At 62.3% G+C, this 16,552-nt stretch carries 16 protein-coding genes; 8 read left to right on the top strand and 8 right to left on the bottom strand.

All coding sequences use genetic code 11. The features are described 5' to 3' along the window. Nucleotides 1-10: 10 nt before the first annotated feature. The 4 genes from M5B43_RS20945 to M5B43_RS20930 all read right to left on the bottom strand — a co-directional run bounded on the left by M5B43_RS20945 (nucleotide 11) and on the right by M5B43_RS20930 (nucleotide 2,735). Complete coding sequence (locus M5B43_RS20945) at nucleotides 11-517, bottom strand: GrpB family protein (protein ID WP_248751901.1); 507 nt, start codon at nucleotides 515-517, stop codon at nucleotides 11-13. A 67-nt stretch (nucleotides 518-584) separates the two neighbouring features. Next, on the bottom strand, nucleotides 585-1,511 hold the full coding sequence (locus M5B43_RS20940) for a FecR family protein (RefSeq protein ID WP_248751900.1): 927 nt from the start codon (nucleotides 1,509-1,511) through the stop codon (nucleotides 585-587). A gap of 37 nt (nucleotides 1,512-1,548) precedes the next feature. After that, entirely contained in the window at nucleotides 1,549-2,094 is a 546-nt protein-coding gene (locus M5B43_RS20935) for an RNA polymerase sigma factor (RefSeq protein ID WP_248751899.1), read from the bottom strand. Next, nucleotides 2,091-2,735: a secretin and TonB N-terminal domain-containing protein gene (locus M5B43_RS20930; protein WP_248751898.1), complete on the bottom strand. Its 645-nt coding sequence runs from the start codon at nucleotides 2,733-2,735 to the stop codon at nucleotides 2,091-2,093. The genes M5B43_RS20935 and M5B43_RS20930 overlap by 4 nt, the downstream gene beginning before the upstream one ends. A gap of 217 nt (nucleotides 2,736-2,952) precedes the next feature. On the opposite strand from M5B43_RS20930, the gene M5B43_RS20925 reads away from it, so the two are divergent. After that, complete coding sequence (locus tag M5B43_RS20925; protein WP_248751897.1) at nucleotides 2,953-3,264, top strand: hypothetical protein; 312 nt, start codon at nucleotides 2,953-2,955, stop codon at nucleotides 3,262-3,264. A 685-nt stretch (nucleotides 3,265-3,949) separates the two neighbouring features. Here the strand turns inward: M5B43_RS20925 and M5B43_RS20920 are convergent. The 3 genes from M5B43_RS20920 to M5B43_RS20910 are packed head-to-tail and all read right to left on the bottom strand — an operon-like array spanning nucleotide 3,950 to nucleotide 8,013. Beyond that, complete coding sequence (locus M5B43_RS20920; RefSeq protein WP_248751896.1) at nucleotides 3,950-5,269, bottom strand: MFS transporter; 1,320 nt, start codon at nucleotides 5,267-5,269, stop codon at nucleotides 3,950-3,952. Nucleotides 5,270-5,298: 29 nt separating this feature from the next. After that, the gene (locus M5B43_RS20915) at nucleotides 5,299-6,831 is read right to left on the bottom strand and encodes an AMP-binding protein (protein ID WP_248751895.1); all 1,533 of its coding nucleotides are present in this window, start codon (nucleotides 6,829-6,831) and stop codon (nucleotides 5,299-5,301) included. A 3-nt stretch (nucleotides 6,832-6,834) separates the two neighbouring features. After that, nucleotides 6,835-8,013, bottom strand: coding sequence for an acetyl-CoA acetyltransferase (locus tag M5B43_RS20910; protein WP_248751894.1), 1,179 nt, complete (start codon nucleotides 8,011-8,013; stop codon nucleotides 6,835-6,837). A 130-nt stretch (nucleotides 8,014-8,143) separates the two neighbouring features. Here M5B43_RS20910 and M5B43_RS20905 point away from each other — a divergent pair, with 130 nt between their 5' ends. Beyond that, nucleotides 8,144-8,716 (top strand): LuxR C-terminal-related transcriptional regulator, encoded by a 573-nt coding sequence (locus M5B43_RS20905; RefSeq protein WP_248751893.1) that lies wholly within the window; start codon nucleotides 8,144-8,146, stop codon nucleotides 8,714-8,716. Here the strand turns inward: M5B43_RS20905 and M5B43_RS20900 are convergent. Further along, entirely contained in the window at nucleotides 8,703-9,638 is a 936-nt protein-coding gene (locus M5B43_RS20900; protein WP_248751892.1) for a LysR substrate-binding domain-containing protein, read from the bottom strand. The genes M5B43_RS20905 and M5B43_RS20900 overlap by 14 nt on opposite strands. Nucleotides 9,639-9,776: 138 nt before the next feature. On the opposite strand from M5B43_RS20900, the gene M5B43_RS20895 reads away from it, so the two are divergent. From M5B43_RS20895 to M5B43_RS20870, 6 genes are all read left to right on the top strand, one after another. Further along, entirely contained in the window at nucleotides 9,777-11,072 is a 1,296-nt protein-coding gene (locus M5B43_RS20895; protein ID WP_248751891.1) for an MFS transporter, read from the top strand. 16 nt (nucleotides 11,073-11,088) lie between these two features. Next, nucleotides 11,089-12,312: a CoA transferase gene (locus M5B43_RS20890; protein WP_248751890.1), complete on the top strand. Its 1,224-nt coding sequence runs from the start codon at nucleotides 11,089-11,091 to the stop codon at nucleotides 12,310-12,312. Beyond that, nucleotides 12,309-13,091: a methylmalonyl-CoA decarboxylase gene (scpB, locus tag M5B43_RS20885; protein WP_248751889.1), complete on the top strand. Its 783-nt coding sequence runs from the start codon at nucleotides 12,309-12,311 to the stop codon at nucleotides 13,089-13,091. Before M5B43_RS20890 ends, scpB begins: the two co-directional genes overlap by 4 nt. A gap of 117 nt (nucleotides 13,092-13,208) precedes the next feature. Beyond that, complete coding sequence (locus M5B43_RS20880) at nucleotides 13,209-14,105, top strand: glyoxalase (RefSeq protein ID WP_248751888.1); 897 nt, start codon at nucleotides 13,209-13,211, stop codon at nucleotides 14,103-14,105. After that, nucleotides 14,102-15,493: an alginate export family protein gene (locus tag M5B43_RS20875; RefSeq protein ID WP_248751887.1), complete on the top strand. Its 1,392-nt coding sequence runs from the start codon at nucleotides 14,102-14,104 to the stop codon at nucleotides 15,491-15,493. Before M5B43_RS20880 ends, M5B43_RS20875 begins: the two co-directional genes overlap by 4 nt. An 89-nt stretch (nucleotides 15,494-15,582) precedes the next feature. Further along, nucleotides 15,583-16,401 carry an alpha/beta hydrolase gene (locus tag M5B43_RS20870; RefSeq protein ID WP_248751886.1) on the top strand — a complete coding sequence of 273 codons (819 nt, stop codon included), beginning with the start codon at nucleotides 15,583-15,585 and terminating at the stop codon, nucleotides 16,399-16,401. Nucleotides 16,402-16,552: the final 151 nt, after the last annotated feature.

Here is a 16,552-nt window from a genome sequence, read left to right as displayed (position 1 = left end):
CGGGGTGACTCTAGGTCTCTGGATACCTGCTCATCCAAGCATCAATGCAGGGTGCCTTGCGTGCAAGATACTCGGCAATACCGCCGCAGTTAGTGGCCTCGAGCTGTAGCTTCAAATCCTGATACTGCTGCCGGATACTGGCGTTTTCTCTCAAGAGGTCTCGAAAGCGTAACATCCGCGCAATCTGCCCATGTCCGGCAGCGCACACATGTATTTTATGCGTTCGCACCCCATCGACATCGCGTCGGTAAAAGTGATGATCGGTCGAAAGATCGGAGCCCCGTCCATAGCCCAATGTCTGCATGAACCCGTTACGAGCCGCTTCATTGAGGTGCTCAGACACTACAACTAAAATGTCGATTTCCGGTTTGGCGCAAAGCCCGGGAACAGCGGTACTGCCGACATGATGAATGTCAATCAGCTCAGCTGCGAAGCCCTCTGCCAGCCGGTGTTTTTCGCGAGTGAAAAGGAACGGCCATTGAGGATCATAGGGCGAGATTTTACTGGTAAGGGCCATCAGCTTTCCTTGGGTGATAGTCGTATGCGTGACGATTAACCATGATCTACAAATTGAACAGGGTACCTCAACTCAACAGCACCACCCCACCCGGCAACTCCGTGCACTTGGCCCCATACGCATCGCGAATCAACAACGCCACCCCCGCCAACTGCTGCAAACTGAAGCGCGCCTGCACGCGCCGCTGGCCCAGTTCTTTGTTGAGCAGTACCAGCATTCCCGGGCGATAGCGGTTGATTTCGTCCACCACCGTGGCCAGTGGTGCGTTGTTGAAGACCAGCACCTGCTCGCGCCAGGCTACGACCGCCTGGGTATCGACGACGATCGGTTCGTCCATGCCAGCTGCGTCGTAGGTCAGTTGCCGGCCGCTGCCCAGGCTCACACTGTTGCCGGCGGCGTCCACCGACAATGAACCCTCGATGCAGGTCACGCATACCGTGTTGCCGGTATTGCGCACATTGAAACGCGCATGCGCCGCGCTCACCCAGCCTTGCCCGGCCTGGACCTTGAGCGGCTGTGCCAGGTGGGCGACCACTTCGACTTCGCCTTCGAGCAGTTCGATGCCCTGCCCGACCCGACTGATGCGCGTCTGGGTGTTGAGTTCCAGGCTGACCCCTTCACTCAGTTGCACTTGGCGTTGCTCGCCGACGGCAGTGCGGTAGTCGGCAGTCAGCCCGGAGAAGCCGCCCGGCACGCCGACCTGCACCATCACCACTGCCGCCGAAGCGGCCAGCGCGCCGCCGAGGAAGGCACGGCGGCCAAAATGACGTGGACGTTCCAGTTGCTCGGCGGCCGCGCCCAGTTGTTGCCAGATTACCTTGGCCTGCTCGAATGCCTGGGCATGCTCGGGGCTCTGGGCGCACCAGGCGCGCAGGGCTTTGGCGTCGGCCACGGTGGCCTGGCCCGAGGTCAGCAACACCAGCCAATCGCGCGCTTCGTCGTGCAAGGGGTTGGCGGGTTTGTTCCGGGCGGCGGAGAGGTTAAAGATGTTCAAGCGCGCAAATACTCACGGTTTTATCAGGGACTCGCTACTAAGACGGTTTTCCGGCCCCGGGACCGAACCGCTGAATCACTTTTCTTTCGAGACGCTTGGCGCAGTGGCCCAGGGCGGCCTTGATTTCCTTCTCGACCATGCGCGTGGAAATGCCGAACCGCTGGGAAATCTCCAGATGGGGCGCCTCTTCCAGGCGTGCGGCAATCAGGATTTTGCGCCGTCGTGCCGGCAGTTCGTAGAGGGCCTTGACCAGGGATTGGATCTCGCGCTGGCCGCCCACCACCCGTGAAGGGTCTTGGGCTTCGTCGCTACTTTGCAGCAGCTCTTGGACTTCGCTGCCGGTGAGCAAGCGAGCATCCGCCTGGCGACGATCGGCGGCGATGTTCAGCGCCATGCGGTACAGGTAGGCATTGGGTTGTTGCAGGTTCGGCGGCACATCCATGCGGTCGACGCGCAGGTAGGTTTCATGCAGCACGTCGTTGGCCAGGTCCTCTGAGCCCAGGCGCTTGCGCAAACGCACCTTGAAGTCCTCGTAGGATGCCAGGAACAAACTGACCATCGCACTGTGCCCGGTATTTTTCATCCCTGCGTGGCTCCGTTCCCTGCTGTGCATTCCATGCGCATTCCTGTTGTGTCGGGCATCAAAAGTAAGGTCACTGGCTGGCGCAGTGAGCTCGGCGCCGGGCGTTCGACCCGTGCCGCGCCCAGGCTGCGTACCAGCGCCTCATCGCGTTGTGCATCGCCGGTGGAGCTGACCAGCCGACTGTGTTCGATGATGCCCTCGGCGTTGACCCACACCTGCACCAGCGCACGAAAGCTGCCAGGACGGGTCAGCGGAGAACGGCACAAGCTGGCCTCGATCGCCTGCTGCAAGGCCGTGGCGTAACTGTGGTTGATCCGCGCGGCGCTGCGAGCCATCGCCCCCCGGGCCAAGGGCGCCTGGCTGACCTGTGGCACCTGCAAGGTAAACGCATCATCGCGCGCATAACGAGCCATCAGACCGCTCCCCGTCAGCAACACTGCCAGCGCCTCTTGCGCGGTGAAACGCCCTTGCACACCGATGGAGCGCCGGCCCCGCGTCAGCTCGCGGTCGACCAGCACCGCCATACCGGTGGCGCGGCTGTAGGCGTGCAGTGCGTGCTCCAGATCTTGTGCCGGCAGGTCCAGTGTCAGCAGCGGGGGGTGTGCCTGGGCGGGCTCGAACCCACTCAGCAGCAACAGCAAGACCAGGGCGCCTGCGGCACGCCTCCAGCCTCTGAATTCCCCCCCCGCTCGCCTTCGCTGCACGGTCGACGTGTCCTTGAAAACCGTCATCCTGAGGCCAGTTTATGAATCTGATGTTACGGTGATAGCAAAAAAAACATCACGGTGACGACAAGCCCACTGCACTACACTTTGCCAGGCTAATGGCCCACCTCCACGGGCCTGCCAGGAGGCCCCGATGAAGCGTTGTGCCGTACTCGCCAGCCTAGGGTTGTGCGCCGTATTACCCCTGCTCGCCCACGCTGAAACGACGGCCAAAGGCTGCACGGAAGTGACAGTGGATGGCTATAAAGCGCCCGACTACGGCTGCCTGAGCCAGCAAATGGGCAACGACCCGGACGCGTCCAAGGCCACGCAAAAAAACCGTGAAGCACAGAACGTCCCGGTGCAAAAGCGGCCGCCTAACCAAGTGGGTCTAGCCACCCCGGCAGCGACCGGCACGCGCATGGGCAATACGTTTGGGACGTCGGTTAAACCGCAACGGCCTTGAGAGACAGGCTAAATGTGGAGTGTCAGCAAATGAAGCGGTGACTGACTCTCCGCCATCGGGAGCAAGCCCCCTCCCACAGTTTGATCTCCATTATTCAGGTAGATATCTACCGGCTTTTTGATTTCAGGCTTCCCGCTAAACCACGCTGGCCGGACGGGCGAGGACCCAAGCCCTCTCCCACAGTTTGATCTCCATTATTCAGGTAGATATCTACCGGCTTTTTGATTTCAGGCTTCCCGTTAAACCACGCTGGCCGGACGGGCGAGGACCCAATGTGGGAGGGGGCTTGCTCCCGATGAGGGAGTGTCAATCAATGCAGCTGTGACTGAACCACCGCCATCGGGAGCAAGCCCCCTCCCACAGTTTGATCTCCATTATTCAGGTAGATATCTACCGGCTTTTTGATCTCAGGCTTCCCGTTAAACCACGCTGGCCGGACGGGCGAGGACCCAATGTGGGAGGGGGCTTGCTCCCGATGAGGGAGCGTCAGTCAATGCAGCTGTGACTGAGCCACCGCCATCGGGAGCAAGCCCCCTCCCACAGTTTGATCTCCATGACTCAGGTAGATATCTACCGGCTTTTTGATCTCAGGCTTCCCGTTAAACCACGCTGGCCGGACGGGCGAGGACCCAAGCCCTCTCCCACAGCTTGATCGCCCTTAATTAGCGGACACCGCAGACAATCATCAGGCCAAAGCCGCCTTGATGGGCACTGCCACCGGATTACCGCTGGCCACAAAATCCTCCTTGCGTAACACCACCAGGGCGATAAGCGACACCACGCCAGTGGCCACGTAGAAGTACCACGGCGAGGTAATGTCGCCCGTCACCTTGATCAGCCAAGTGGAGATCAGGGGTGCACTGCCGCCAAACACCGCCACCGGCACGTTATAGGCCACCGCAATCCCGGTAGACCGAATCCGCGTGGGCAGCAACTCGCTCATCAACGCATAGGTCGACGATGCATACAGCCCGAACAGAATCGCCACCGCCATCAACGGCGCAAAGAACGACGCAGGCGTGGCAGTCGGCGCCATTTTGAATAGCCAGAACATCGCCAAGGTTGCCAACGTCCCGATCACCATCAGGAACGGCTTGCGCCCGTACTTATCGGTAAATGCCCCGCCGAACGGCATCACGAATGCCGCCGAGAAACTGGCGACGAACACGTAGAGCAAGGTCGTGCCGCTGTCGAACTTGAGGATCTTGGCCATGTAGGTCGAGGCAAAGGTCAGCACCAGGTAAAAGATCGAGCTGTGCAAGGTGATGATAAAGAACACCAGGGCAATCGCGCGCTTCCACTGCCAGACTTCCCGCAGCGGCGCGCGGGAGGTTTGCCCGGCGCGTTGCAGGGCGAGGAACTCGGGGCTGTCTTCCAGCTTGAGACGGATATACAGGGAGATAAAACCCAGGGGCGCAGCGATCAGGAACGGCACGCGCCAGGCCCATTCCTGCATCACGTCGGCGCCCATCACCCAGGTCATGCCATTGGCCACGGCGCCGCCCAGCAACAGGCCGAGCACGGCGGTGACCATCAACCAGCACGTCGCGAAACCACGTCGGCCTGTGCCTGCGTATTCAGAGATAAAGCTGGTGACGGTGCCGATCTCGCCGCCCGCCGAAAAGCCTTGCACACAACGCACCAGAATCAACAGGATCGGGGCTGCGATGCCCAGGGTGGCATAGGTGGGCAACAGGCCCAGCAGTACCGTGGAGCCGGTCATCATCACCAGCGCCATGATCAGGGTTTTGCGGCGCCCGATCTTGTCGGCCAGCGGGCCGAAGAACAGCCCACCCAGGGGGCGAATAAAGAAGCTCAAGGCAAATGCGGCGAAGCTGGCCAACAGGCTGGTGGTGGGGTCATCGGAGACGAAGAATGCCTGGCCGATATAGACGGCGAGAAAACCGTACACGCCGTAGTCGTACCACTCGATCAAGTGGCCGGAGGTGGCACCGAGGAATGCACGGCGCCGCTTGCGGGCCGTGTCTTGCGGATGATTGCCCATCGAGGGGACTCCTTGTCTGATTGTCTATCCTAGGGAAGCGCAGCGATATTCGCGGCTTGCAACCATTGCCGCAAGTCGGTCTTGAGCACCTTGCCATAACTGTTCTTGGGCAACTCGCTGCGCCACACGTACTTTTTCGGTTTTTTGAACGAGGCCATGCGCTCAAGGAACCACGCCGTGAGTTCGGCTTCATCGAGTGGCTGGCCACTGCGGGTCACCACAAAGGCCACCACCGACTCGCCCCATTGCGCGTCCGGCTCGCCCACCACACACACTTCAAACACCTCGGGATGTTGCGCCAACACCTCCTCGACTTCACGCGGGTAGACGTTGCTGCCACCGCTGATGATCACATCCTTGGAGCGATCCGTCAGGGTCAGGTAACCGGCCGCGTCGAGAAAGCCGATATCGCCAGTCAGCAGCCAGTCATCGACCAGCGCCCGCCGGGAAGCCTCGGGGTTGCGCCAATAGCCTTGCATCACCGTGGCACCACGCACGGCAATTTCCCCACGCAGCCCGGTGGGCAGTGGCTGGTGGTCGGCATCCAGGATGCGAATTTCCACGCACGCTTGCGCGTGGCCGACCGAGGCGGCCAGGGTGTCCCAGTCCGCGCGCTGACGGTCGGCAATCAACGCACGGGGCAGCACGCTGATGGTCATCGGGCTCTCACCTTGGCCGTAGATCTGCACCAGGCGCGGGCCGAAGGTATCGACGGCCTCGCGCAGGTCGGCCAGGTACATGGGGCCGCCGCCATACACCAGGGTCTTGATCCCTTCACCGTGGTAACCCTGGCGCCGTGCCTGCTCGACCATGCGCTTGACCATGGTCGGCGCCGCGAACAACGACACATGGCCCAACTGCCTCGCCAGCCCGAACAGCTCGGCGGCGTCAAAGCCGTGGGAGGCCGGCACCACGTGCCGCGCACCGCAGCGCACATGAATAAAGTTGTACAGCCCGGCACCATGGGACATCGGCGCGGCATACACCACCGCATCGTCGGCGCTGACGGGGTCGACATCCGTGGCGTAACACAGCGACATGGCGATCAGGTTGCCGTGGGACAGCATCACGCCCTTGGAGCGCCCGGTGGTGCCAGAGGTGTAGAACAGCCAGGCAAGGTCCTGGTCCCGGCGTGGCACGGGTTGCTCCAGGGTTGGCCAGCCACGGCTCGGCGGCAGCACGTGACCGTCCAGTTCCTTGCAGCGCAGGGGCAAATCCCGTGATGAAAACACCTGGCCGCCATCGGTAAAGATCAGGCGTGCCTCGGCGTTATCGGCGATCCACGCCGCTTCGCGCGGATGCAGCTTGGCGTTGATCGGCACGGCCACGGCGCCCATCCACCAGATGGCGTAGAGTAATTCCAGGTAGTCGCAGCTGTTTTTCATCAGCACCGCCACCGCCTCCCCCGGCACCAGGCCGAGCTGATCGACCAGGGACGCGGCGCGTTGGCGCACATGGACGGCGAAGGTGGCGTAGTCGGCCACCAGGTGCGTACCGTCGAACAGTGCCGGGCGTTGCGGGGTGCGGCGCTGGGTGTCGTGCAGCCAGTTGGCAATGTTCACCGTTCAGCTCCTGCGCGCCTGTAAGACCGAGGCGTAGTTGGCCACCGCCATGCCGCCCATGTTGAACACCAGCCCGAACTCAGGGTTGGGCACCGCCAGGCCAATGGGCTCGCCGGTCAATTGCCGGAACGCCAGGGCATGCATGGAGACGCCTGTAGCGCCCACCGGATGGCCCTTGGCCTTGAGCCCGCCGGAGAGGTTTACCGGCAACCGCCCACCGGCCCGCACCACACCGCTGTCGAGCACGCGGTGCCCCTCGCCTTTGGGCGCCAGGCCCATGGCCTCGTAGATCAGCAGCTCGGCGATGGTGAAACAGTCGTGCACCTCGGCGAAACTCAGGTCGGCCAGGGTGATGTTGGCCCCGCGCAACGCCGAGTGAATCGCCCGCTGCGGGCCTTCAAAGGCCAGGATGTCGCGCTGGGCGATGGGTAACAGGTCGTTGACCTGGGTCATCGCACGCAGTTGCACCTCCCGGCGAAACGCCCGCGCACGCTTGGGTGACGCCAGGATAATCGCCGCCGCGCCGTCGCTGATCAGCGAGCAATCGGTCAGGCGCAGCGACTCGGCCACAAAGGGGTTGCTCTGGGACACGTTGTTGCAATGCTCGAAATCCATCACCCGATGCATCTGCGCCAACGGGTTGGCCATGGCATTGGAGTGGTTCTTGGTGGCGATGGCCGCCATCGAGCCCAACGGGCAGTGGTAGCGCTCGGCGTATTGGCGGGCGGCGCGGCCGAACAACTGCGGGAAGCTCAGGCCGGCCTCGGCCGGGTCGTTCTGATAGCCGGCGCCGGCCAGGGCCTGGGTGACCTCGGCGGTGCGGGTGTGGGTCATCTTCTCGGCACCCACCACCAGCACCAGTTCGGCACTGCCGGAGAGAATCGCGTTGACCCCCGCCTGGATCGCCGCCGAGCCGGACGCACAGGCGTTTTCACAACGGGTGGCCGGTTTGAAGCGCAGCCCTGGATCGGCCTGCAGCAACAACGAGGCAGCAAACCCGTCGGGCACCAGCCCCGAATTGAAGTGGCCGAGGAACAGCGCATCAATCTGCGACGCCTCGATGGCCGCGTCGCTCAGGGCTTCACGGGTGACCTGGACGATCAGGTCTTCCAGCGTAGTGCCTTCCAGGCGACCAAAACGCGAATGACCGGCGGCAACAATGGACACACAATCAGCAGGCATAATCAGTTTCTTCTGTTGTTGGTCTGAACTTTACCTACAATGGCTCACCCTGGGTCGCGCGCCAATTCGTGTAACTACTTACATGGATAAGTAGCGCGCCAGCGAGCAAAACAACGAGGCAGGATGCCCCATGACCGTGTTTACTGAGCCTTTCCAAGATCTCGAACGCCTGGCGTTCAAGCGTTCTCCCGCGCCGCAGTTGGTCACCAGCGACCGCGTTATAGTCGACTGCAACGATGCCTTCCTGAACCTGTTCGGTTATGCACGTGCAGCACTGCTCAACCAGTTGACCTTGTTGATCTACCCGTCCCAGGCCGACTACCAGGCCATCGGCAAACGCAGCCATGACTGGTTGCTCGACAGCGACAACGGCTTTTATTCCGACGAGCGCTTCATGCAGCATCGCAACGGCGAAGTGTTCTGGGCCAAGTCACACGGCTACACCCTCACCCCCAAAGACCCGTTCAAGCTGATGATCTGGCACTTCGAACGCCTGGACCGCACCCACCAGGGCACCGGCGACCTCACGCCCCGTGAGCGGGAAATCGCCATGCATATCGTCAATGGTTTCAAATCCAAGGAAATCGCCCTGCACCTGGCGATCTCCCACCGCACGGTGGAAGTGCACCGGGCACGTTTGATGAAGAAGTTGCAGGCCAAGACCGTGGTGGAGTTGGTGTCCAAGATCATTATGGTGGCGTGACGCCGATCGCTGTCGCCGCCCAACCCTGCTGCTGCTCAAACCCCTCGAACAGCTCCAGGATGGTCGCCTTGACCTTCTGCACCGCATTGCTGTGCACCGCCGTATCCGGCCAACACAGCGACAGTTCGCGGCTGAATAGCCGATGATCGACCCTGGCCAGCTTGAGCGATTGTTGCGCCAGCTCAACATGGGCCGCCGCCCACGGCAGGATGGTCACGCCGAGCCGGGCCTGCACCGCCGAGAACAGCAGGTCGGTGGAATTGGCTTCAAACTCCACGGCAAAGGGCAACCCGGCTTCCTGCATCGCGGCTTCGACACGGCTGCGAATGGTGTTGGGTGCACACGGCAGCACCAACGGCATGTGCGCCAGGTGCCGCAGGCTCACCGGCGCCTGCGGTAATTCAAACGCCGGCCACGCCACCAGGTACAGGGTTTCACTGAACAAGCGCTGGGCTACCACGCCACGCGTGGGCACCCCATCGACCACCACCGCCAGCGCCACGCGCCCGGCCGTGATCAGGCCAGCGAGGTCGGCGCTCGGGGCATCGATCAACTCCAGCTTGATCCCCGGGTAGCGGCTGCGAATGGTGCGTGCCAACGGCATGGCGAGCATCCGCGCGGTGCTCGACGGCATGCCGACCGAGACCTTGCCCTGGGGGTATTCGGCATCCTGGCGTAACAGCTCATGGGTGGCGTCGGCCTGGCGCAACAGGTCGACGGCATGCCGATACAAGGTCTGGCCAGCCGCCGTGGGGACCACGCCCTGGGCACTGCGCTCGAGCAGTTGCATGCCCATGTCCTGCTCGAGGTTGCGCATCTGCTGGCTGATGGCCGGTTGGGCGATATGCAACGCCTCGCTGGCACGGGTGATGTTGGCGCACTCCACCACTTTGACGAAGTACCGCAGCTGGCGCAGGTCCATGGGTGCCCTCCCCTAAAGCCTCGACTCTATATAAAAATCCGATGCCACCAAAGGAATTTCATATTTGTGGCTTATGCCTCCTACGACCTAGATTGAACCCACAACAAAAAGGCCCGACCAGGGTCATGGGAGGTCGTCATGTCCAAAGCGTTAAGCGCGTCGGCAATACGCGTAACCCCGAGCAAAACGCCGCTGTCCCGCGAGCAAATCCGCGGTTTCTGGGCGGTGTACCTGGGCTGGGTGCTGGACGGTGTGGATTCCGTCATCTTCGCCCTGGTGCTGATTCCCGCCCTCACCGAGCTGCTGCCCCGTTCCGGCCTTGAGCCCAGCGTTGCGAATATCGCCATGTATGGCTCGATCATGTTCGGGCTGTTTCTGGTGGGCTGGGGCCTGTCGTTTATCTGGGGGCCGCTGGCCGACCGCTTCGGGCGGGTCAAGGTGTTGGCGGCGAGCATTCTGGTGTACTCGCTGTTCACCGGCGCGGCCGCGTTCTCCGACAACATCTGGCAACTGGCGATTTTCCGTCTGATTGCCGGGATCGGCGTCGGGGGTGAGTGGGCGCTGGCCGGCACCTACGTGGCCGAGAGCTGGCCCGAGGACCGGCGCAAGATGGGCGCCGGTTACCTGCAAACCGGTTACTACCTGGGCTTTTTCATTGCCGCGCTGCTCAACTACACCGTCGGCGCCACGTACGGCTGGCGGGTGATGTTCCTGTGTGGCTTGTTTCCCGCCGTGGTGGCGATCTATACCGCGCTGAAGGTCAAGGAACCGCAGCGCCACGCGGTCACGACCGGCCCTCGCACGCCGTGGTGGGAGATCTTCGCCCCCGCCTTCCGGCGCCGCACGCTCACCAGCTCGGCCTTGGTCGGCGTGGCGATTGTTGGCCTGTGGGCCGGCTCTGTGTACGAAGCCACTGCGGTGGTCACCCTGGCCACCCGCGCCGGTATCGACCACGTCGGCGCGGTGCACCTGGCGTCCATCGGCGCGGCGGTGTTGTCCCTGAGCACCATTCTGGGCTGTCTGGTGGCGCCGTGGCTGGCCGAACGGGTGGGCCGGCGCAAAGCCTTGGGCCTGTATTTCATCGGCATGGCGGCTGCCATTGTGTTTGCCTTCGGCTGGGTGTTTTACCTCGACGATGGCCTGCATTTGTTCATGGTGTCACTGGTGTTCCTTGGGTTTTTCGGCGGCAATTTCGCGATTTTTTCCCTGTGGTTACCCGAGCAATACCCCACGCGTATCCGTGCCACGGCGTTCGCCTTCAACGCCTCGGTGGGGCGCTTTATCGGTGCAGGGGTCAACTTCCTGCTGGCGGCGGCCATCCATTGGTATGGCTCCATCGGCGCACCGATTGCCTGGACGGCCGCCGCCTTTGTGCTGGGGGTGCTGATCCTGCCATTCGCTGTTGAAACCCGTGACCAGACCCTGCCGCAATAACCCTTAGGAGACGCCCATGCAAGCGTTGCAAGGCATCAAGATCATCGACCTCAGCCGAGCGCTGTCGGGCCCGTTCTGCACCATGGTGCTGGCCGACCTGGGCGCCGATGTGATCAAGGTGGAGCCCGGCCCCGACGGCGACATGAGCCGTACCTGGGGCCCGTTCGACCGCGGCGTGAGTACCTATTATTTGTCGTGCAACCGCAACAAGCGCGGGGTGTGCGTGGACTTTCGCACTCCCCAGGGGCTGGACACCCTGCAACAACTGATCGACGGCGCCGACGTGGTGATCGAGAACTTCAAGCCCGGCACGCTGGAGAGCATGGGCCTGGGTTACCCCGTGCTGAGTGCGCGCAACCCGCGACTGATCCTGGGCAGCATCAACGCCTTCGGCAGCGACGGCCCCATGAGCAGTTGGCCGGGCTTCGACCAGATCGCCCAAGGCTATTCCGGGCTGATGAGCCTGACCGGTTACAACGACGGCGACCCCACCCGCACCGGCACCGCCATTGGCGACCTGACCTCGGGCATGTGGCTGGTCACCGCCGTACTCGCCGCGTTGCTGGAGCGCGAACGCAGCGGTTTGGGGCAGCACGTCCACACCTCGTTGCTGGCCAGCCTGGTGGGCTTGCTCAGTGTGCATGGCCAACGCTACCTGAGCCTGGGCGATGTGCCCCGGCGCACCGGCAATGCCCATGCGGTCATTGCGCCCTACGGCGTGTTCCAGACCCTGGACGGGCCGTTGAACCTGGCGCCGATCACCTCGGCGATGTGGGCGCGCTTGTGTGGGCTGCTGGACTTGCCCGAGTTACCGCACGACCCGCGCTTTGCCAGCAATGAAGCGCGGGTGGAACGTCGGGATGAGTTGAAAGCCATCCTGGAAGCCCGCCTGAAAACCCGCAGCAAGCGCGATTGGACCGCGCGACTTATCGCCGCCGGACTGCCGGCAGGCCCCATCAATACCCTCGATGAAGTGTTCGCCGACCCGCAGGTGCTGCACTGCGGGTTGACCCAGACGGTGAATCATCCGACCTTGGGCACACTGCGCCAAGTGGTCACGCCGGTGTTCAGCGCAGCCGAGCCGGCCACCTCACAGCGACCACCGCCGTTACTGGGTGAACACAGCATCGAGGTGCTGCAAGAAGCCGGCTTTGCGCCGGCGACCATCCAATCCCTGCTCAAGGCCAACGTGCTCTTGCAAGCGGGCGAACCCGACCGTCACACAGGAACCGCACCATGACCGCCAACGTGTCACTCAGCCTCGTCGAACCCCGCATTGCGCGCCTGACGTTCAGTAACCCCAGCCAGCGCAATGCCCTCAGTGCGCAACTGCTCGGCAGCCTCGATGAAAGCCTGATCGCCCTCGCCGCCCAGCGTGTCGGTGTGGTGATCCTCGGGGCCGAAGTCGGCCAGGCCGTGTGGAGCGCCGGGCATGATATCGGCGAAGTGGCGCGCGACCGCGACCCCGTGGCCTACGGCAAGCCCCTGGAGCAAGTGCTACGCCGTATCCGCGCCTACCCTGGCGTGGTGATCGCGGCGATTTCCGGCTCGGCCTGGGGCGGTGCCGTGGACCTGGCCATGAGTTGCGACATGGTGGTCGCCGACCGCAGCGCCAGCTTTGCCATGACTCCGGCCAATATCGGCCTGCCCTACACCACCAGCGGCTTGTTGCGCTTCTTCAACAACCTGCCGATTCATGTGCTCAAGGAAATGTTCTTCTGCGCGCAAAAGCTCGACGCCGAACGCGCCGAACGCTTTGGCGTGATCAACCGCCTGGTGCCCACCGAAGTCCTGGAAGCCACCGCGCTGGAAATCGCCCAAGGCATTGCCGGCAAAGCCCCCCTGGCGATCCAGGCGGTCAAGGAGCAACTGCGCATCCTGGAAGACCTGCAACCGATGCCCGTGCAGGCCATGGAGCAAATCGCCGAACTACGCCGCCTGGCCTGCGCCAGTGCCGATTTTGGTGAAGGGCTGGCAGCCTTCGCCGAACGGCGCCCGCCGGTATTTGAAGGGCGTTGACAGGAGGTCAGTGGACCAGCATAGACGCTGGACCGTTTAATCGAGCACGTCCGTACAATCCGCCTGTCGGCGTCGCCCCTAAGCTCCAGACTTTCTACAAAGTACTGGAGAGTGGGCATGTGTAAAAAAGTGATGAGGGTATCGTTGGCATTGACGCTGCTGGCGGGAGCCATGATGGGTAACGCCTTCGCGGCAACGCCGAGCGTGGCCGTGGCACCGCAATACGACACCAGCCACGTCTACGTTGCCCCCGCCGATGTGGAACGTTTTGCCCAGAGTTTCCTGGCCACCTTCGGTGGCAAAAGTACACCTCAGGTCGTGGTGAACGTGCTGCCAGTGCCAAGCAGCACCACCTCGCAATTGCTGCAAACCCCAGCCGGTACGGTATCGCTGTTCGGTTTTACAACACCCATCCCGCATCCTTTTGGCCAGGAACGTAACGGCTACCTGGTCAACGACATGGACGTTGCGCTCAAGGCCGCACGGGAGAATGGCGCAGCGGTGATCGTCAGCGACTTCCCCGACCCGATCGGGCGTGATGCGGTGGTGCAATGGCCGGGCGGCGTGAACATGCAGCTCTACTGGCATACCCGAGTCCCGGCTTACACAGCGTTCCAGACGGTGCCGGAAAACCGCGTCTACCTCTCTGCCGACCGTGTCGACGCGTTTATCAAAGCGTTCCTGGGCTTCTCTCACGGCAAGGTCCTGGCCGATGACAAACACGCCCCTGGCGTTGAGGTGGGCCAAGCCGGCCACACCTACCGTCGCGTCGATATCGAGTCTGCGTTCGGGCGCATGGCGGTGCTGGTCACCAACGGCCAACTGCCCTACCCCTTCGGCCATGAAACAACGGGATACCAGGTGACCGACCTTACGGACACACTGGGCAAGGCCACGGGGTCCGGGGCCAAAATCCTGGTGCCGGCCTTCGACAGCAAAGGTCGTCGTAGCGCATTGATTGAATTCCCTGGCGGTTACGTCGCGGAAATTCACCAGCTCAACGCGCCAAAATGAATCGCCATACAGGCTGGGGCCTGGCCGTGTTGTGGCCGCTGCTCGCCAGCAGCGTCCATGCCGACGAGCAACCGACCCGACCGGCGATCAAGACCAATCGCTGGCAAGAAGACTGGTCCGTCCTTCAAGACCCGGCGTTGCGCACGCAACCGCTGGACAGCTTGAAGTACATTCCGTTGTCGAGCGCCAACCCCTTCACTTACCTGTCGTTGGGCGCAACACTGCGGGAACGCTTCGAGATGAACGACGCCAGTGGGTTCGGCGTCAAGAACGAGAAGCGTGATAGCTACCTGATCCAACGGTTCCAGGTACACGCCGACCTGCACCTGAACGAAAACTGGCGTGTGTTTACCCAACTGGAGGATGTACGGGCGTATGACAAAACCACGATCGGCGGTGCCGACCAGAACCGTGTGGACCTGCGCCTGGCCTTCGCCGAATACGTGAATACCTTCAGTAACGGTACGCTGAAAAGCCGTATCGGCCGCCAGGACTTTGCCTTTGACTTGCAGCGTTTCATCTCGTCACGGGACGGCCCCAATGTACGCCAGTCATTCGACGCCCTATGGGGCGACTGGGAGACCTCCAACTGGCGTTTCATCGGGATCGCCAGTCAGCCGGTGCAGTACCAGGACGGACGGCATTTTGACGACAAGTCCAACGGTGACACGCGCTTTCATATGCTGCGTGTTGAGCGGCTGATAGACGGCAAGAATGAACTGTCCGCCTACTACGGCGTGTATGAACGCAGTGCCGCGCATTACCTGGACGCTGATGGCGACGAGACACGTCATCTACTGGACGCTCGCCTGGGAGGCGCCGCCCAAGGATTCGATTGGGACATCGAGGCCATGCTGCAAAGCGGCTCGGTGGGCAGTAAGGATATTCGCGCCTGGGCCGGCGGCACTCGCACCGGCTACACCTTCGACAGCCTGGCGTGGAAGCCGCGCATCGGCCTGCAACTGGACATTGCCTCGGGCGACCGAAAAGCCGGTGACGGCACAGTCGGCACGTTCAATCCATTGTTCCCTAACGGCTACTACTTTTCCCTGGCGGGCTACACCGGCTATAGCAACCTGATGCACATCAAACCGTCGATCACCGTCATGCCTATCGACAAGCTGAGCGTACAAACCGCCATCGGCCTGCTCTGGCGACAAACCACCCGCGACGCGGTCTACACCCAGCCGAACCTGCCTGTCGCCGGCACCGCAGGCGCGGGGAAACGCTGGACCGGTGCCTATGGTCAACTGCGTACCGACTACGTCTTCACACCCAACCTCACTGGCGCCGTCGAAGCCGTGCATTACGCGGTCGGCAAGACCCTGCGTGACGCCGGTGGTGATGACAGCAATTACTTGGGAGTGGAGCTCAAGTTCAGTTGGTAAGCCCAAGCAAGCACACCCATACAAGCCCGGCGCCCGGTTTGCAGCAATAGTGACACTGAGCTTTTCCCCCGATAACCAAGGAGTTTTCCATGAGCACATTCGTTGCCAAAGACGGTACCCAGATCTACTTCAAGGACTGGGGCAGCGGCAAACCTGTCCTGTTCAGCCACGGCTGGCCGTTGGATGCCGACATGTGGGAATACCAGATGGAATACCTGAGCAGCCGGGGCTTTCGCACCATTGCCTTCGACCGTCGTGGTTTTGGCCGTTCGGACCAACCATGGACCGGTAACGACTACAACACCTTCGCCGACGACATTGCCCAGTTGATCGAACACCTGGACCTCAAGGACGTGACCCTGGTGGGCTTCTCCATGGGGGGCGGCGACGTGGCGCGCTACATCGCCCGCCATGGCAGCACCCGCGTGGCCGGCCTGGTGCTGCTGGGTGCCGTCACCCCGATTTTCGGCCAGAAACCGGACTACCCGCAGGGTGTTCCAAGCGACGTGTTCGACGGTATCAAGGCTGGGCTGCTGAAGGATCGCGCGCAATTCATTGCTGACTTCAACCCGGCGTTCTACGGCATCAACAAGGGCCAGAAAGTCTCCGAAGGCGTACTGACCCAAAGCTTGCAGATCGCCCTGCAGGCGTCGCTCAAGTCGACCGTGGATTGCGTCACTGCGTTCTCCGAGACGGACTTTCGCGCGGACATGGCCAAGATCGACGTGCCGACCCTGGTGATCCACGGTGACGGCGACCAGATCGTTCCGTTCGAGACCACCGGTAAAGTCGCGGCACAGATGATCAAGGGCGCTGAACTCAAGGTGTACAAGGATGCGCCGCACGGCTTCGCGGCCACCCACACCCAGCAGTTGAACGAAGACCTGCTGGCGTTCCTGAAACGCTGATACACCCTCTCCTTATTTGGCCGGGCCTGCCCCAATGCCAGTCAGTTAAGCGCTAGAACGAGCAACCGGTAACCTGTAGCGAGCGGGCTTGTCCCGCGTTGGGGCGCGTAGCGCCCCCAAAGAAGGACGAATGCGGTGTACCCGATACCCC

This window comes from Pseudomonas sp. MWU15-20650 (assembly GCF_023242475.1).
GTDB lineage: Bacteria > Pseudomonadota > Gammaproteobacteria > Pseudomonadales > Pseudomonadaceae > Aquipseudomonas.
The sequence above is the reverse complement of the archived record's forward strand: the minus strand, read 5'-3'. Positions and strand labels throughout refer to the sequence as shown.

Excerpts from the sequence above, each read along its gene's own strand:
- M5B43_RS20920 (WP_248751896.1), bottom strand. The coding sequence starts at position 5,269 with ATGGGCAATCATCCGCAAGACACGGCCCGCAAGCGGCGCCGTGCATTC.
- M5B43_RS20925 (WP_248751897.1), top strand. The coding sequence starts at position 2,953 with ATGAAGCGTTGTGCCGTACTCGCCAGCCTAGGGTTGTGCGCCGTATTA.
- M5B43_RS20880 (WP_248751888.1), top strand. The coding sequence starts at position 13,209 with ATGTGTAAAAAAGTGATGAGGGTATCGTTGGCATTGACGCTGCTGGCG.
- scpB (WP_248751889.1), top strand. The coding sequence starts at position 12,309 with ATGACCGCCAACGTGTCACTCAGCCTCGTCGAACCCCGCATTGCGCGC.
- M5B43_RS20945 (WP_248751901.1), bottom strand. The coding sequence starts at position 517 with ATGGCCCTTACCAGTAAAATCTCGCCCTATGATCCTCAATGGCCGTTC.
- M5B43_RS20875 (WP_248751887.1), top strand. The coding sequence starts at position 14,102 with ATGAATCGCCATACAGGCTGGGGCCTGGCCGTGTTGTGGCCGCTGCTC.
- M5B43_RS20870 (WP_248751886.1), top strand. The coding sequence starts at position 15,583 with ATGAGCACATTCGTTGCCAAAGACGGTACCCAGATCTACTTCAAGGAC.
- M5B43_RS20890 (WP_248751890.1), top strand. The coding sequence starts at position 11,089 with ATGCAAGCGTTGCAAGGCATCAAGATCATCGACCTCAGCCGAGCGCTG.
- M5B43_RS20905 (WP_248751893.1), top strand. The coding sequence starts at position 8,144 with ATGACCGTGTTTACTGAGCCTTTCCAAGATCTCGAACGCCTGGCGTTC.
- M5B43_RS20935 (WP_248751899.1), bottom strand. The coding sequence starts at position 2,094 with ATGAAAAATACCGGGCACAGTGCGATGGTCAGTTTGTTCCTGGCATCC.
- M5B43_RS20900 (WP_248751892.1), bottom strand. The coding sequence starts at position 9,638 with ATGGACCTGCGCCAGCTGCGGTACTTCGTCAAAGTGGTGGAGTGCGCC.
- M5B43_RS20910 (WP_248751894.1), bottom strand. The coding sequence starts at position 8,013 with ATGCCTGCTGATTGTGTGTCCATTGTTGCCGCCGGTCATTCGCGTTTT.
- M5B43_RS20895 (WP_248751891.1), top strand. The coding sequence starts at position 9,777 with ATGTCCAAAGCGTTAAGCGCGTCGGCAATACGCGTAACCCCGAGCAAA.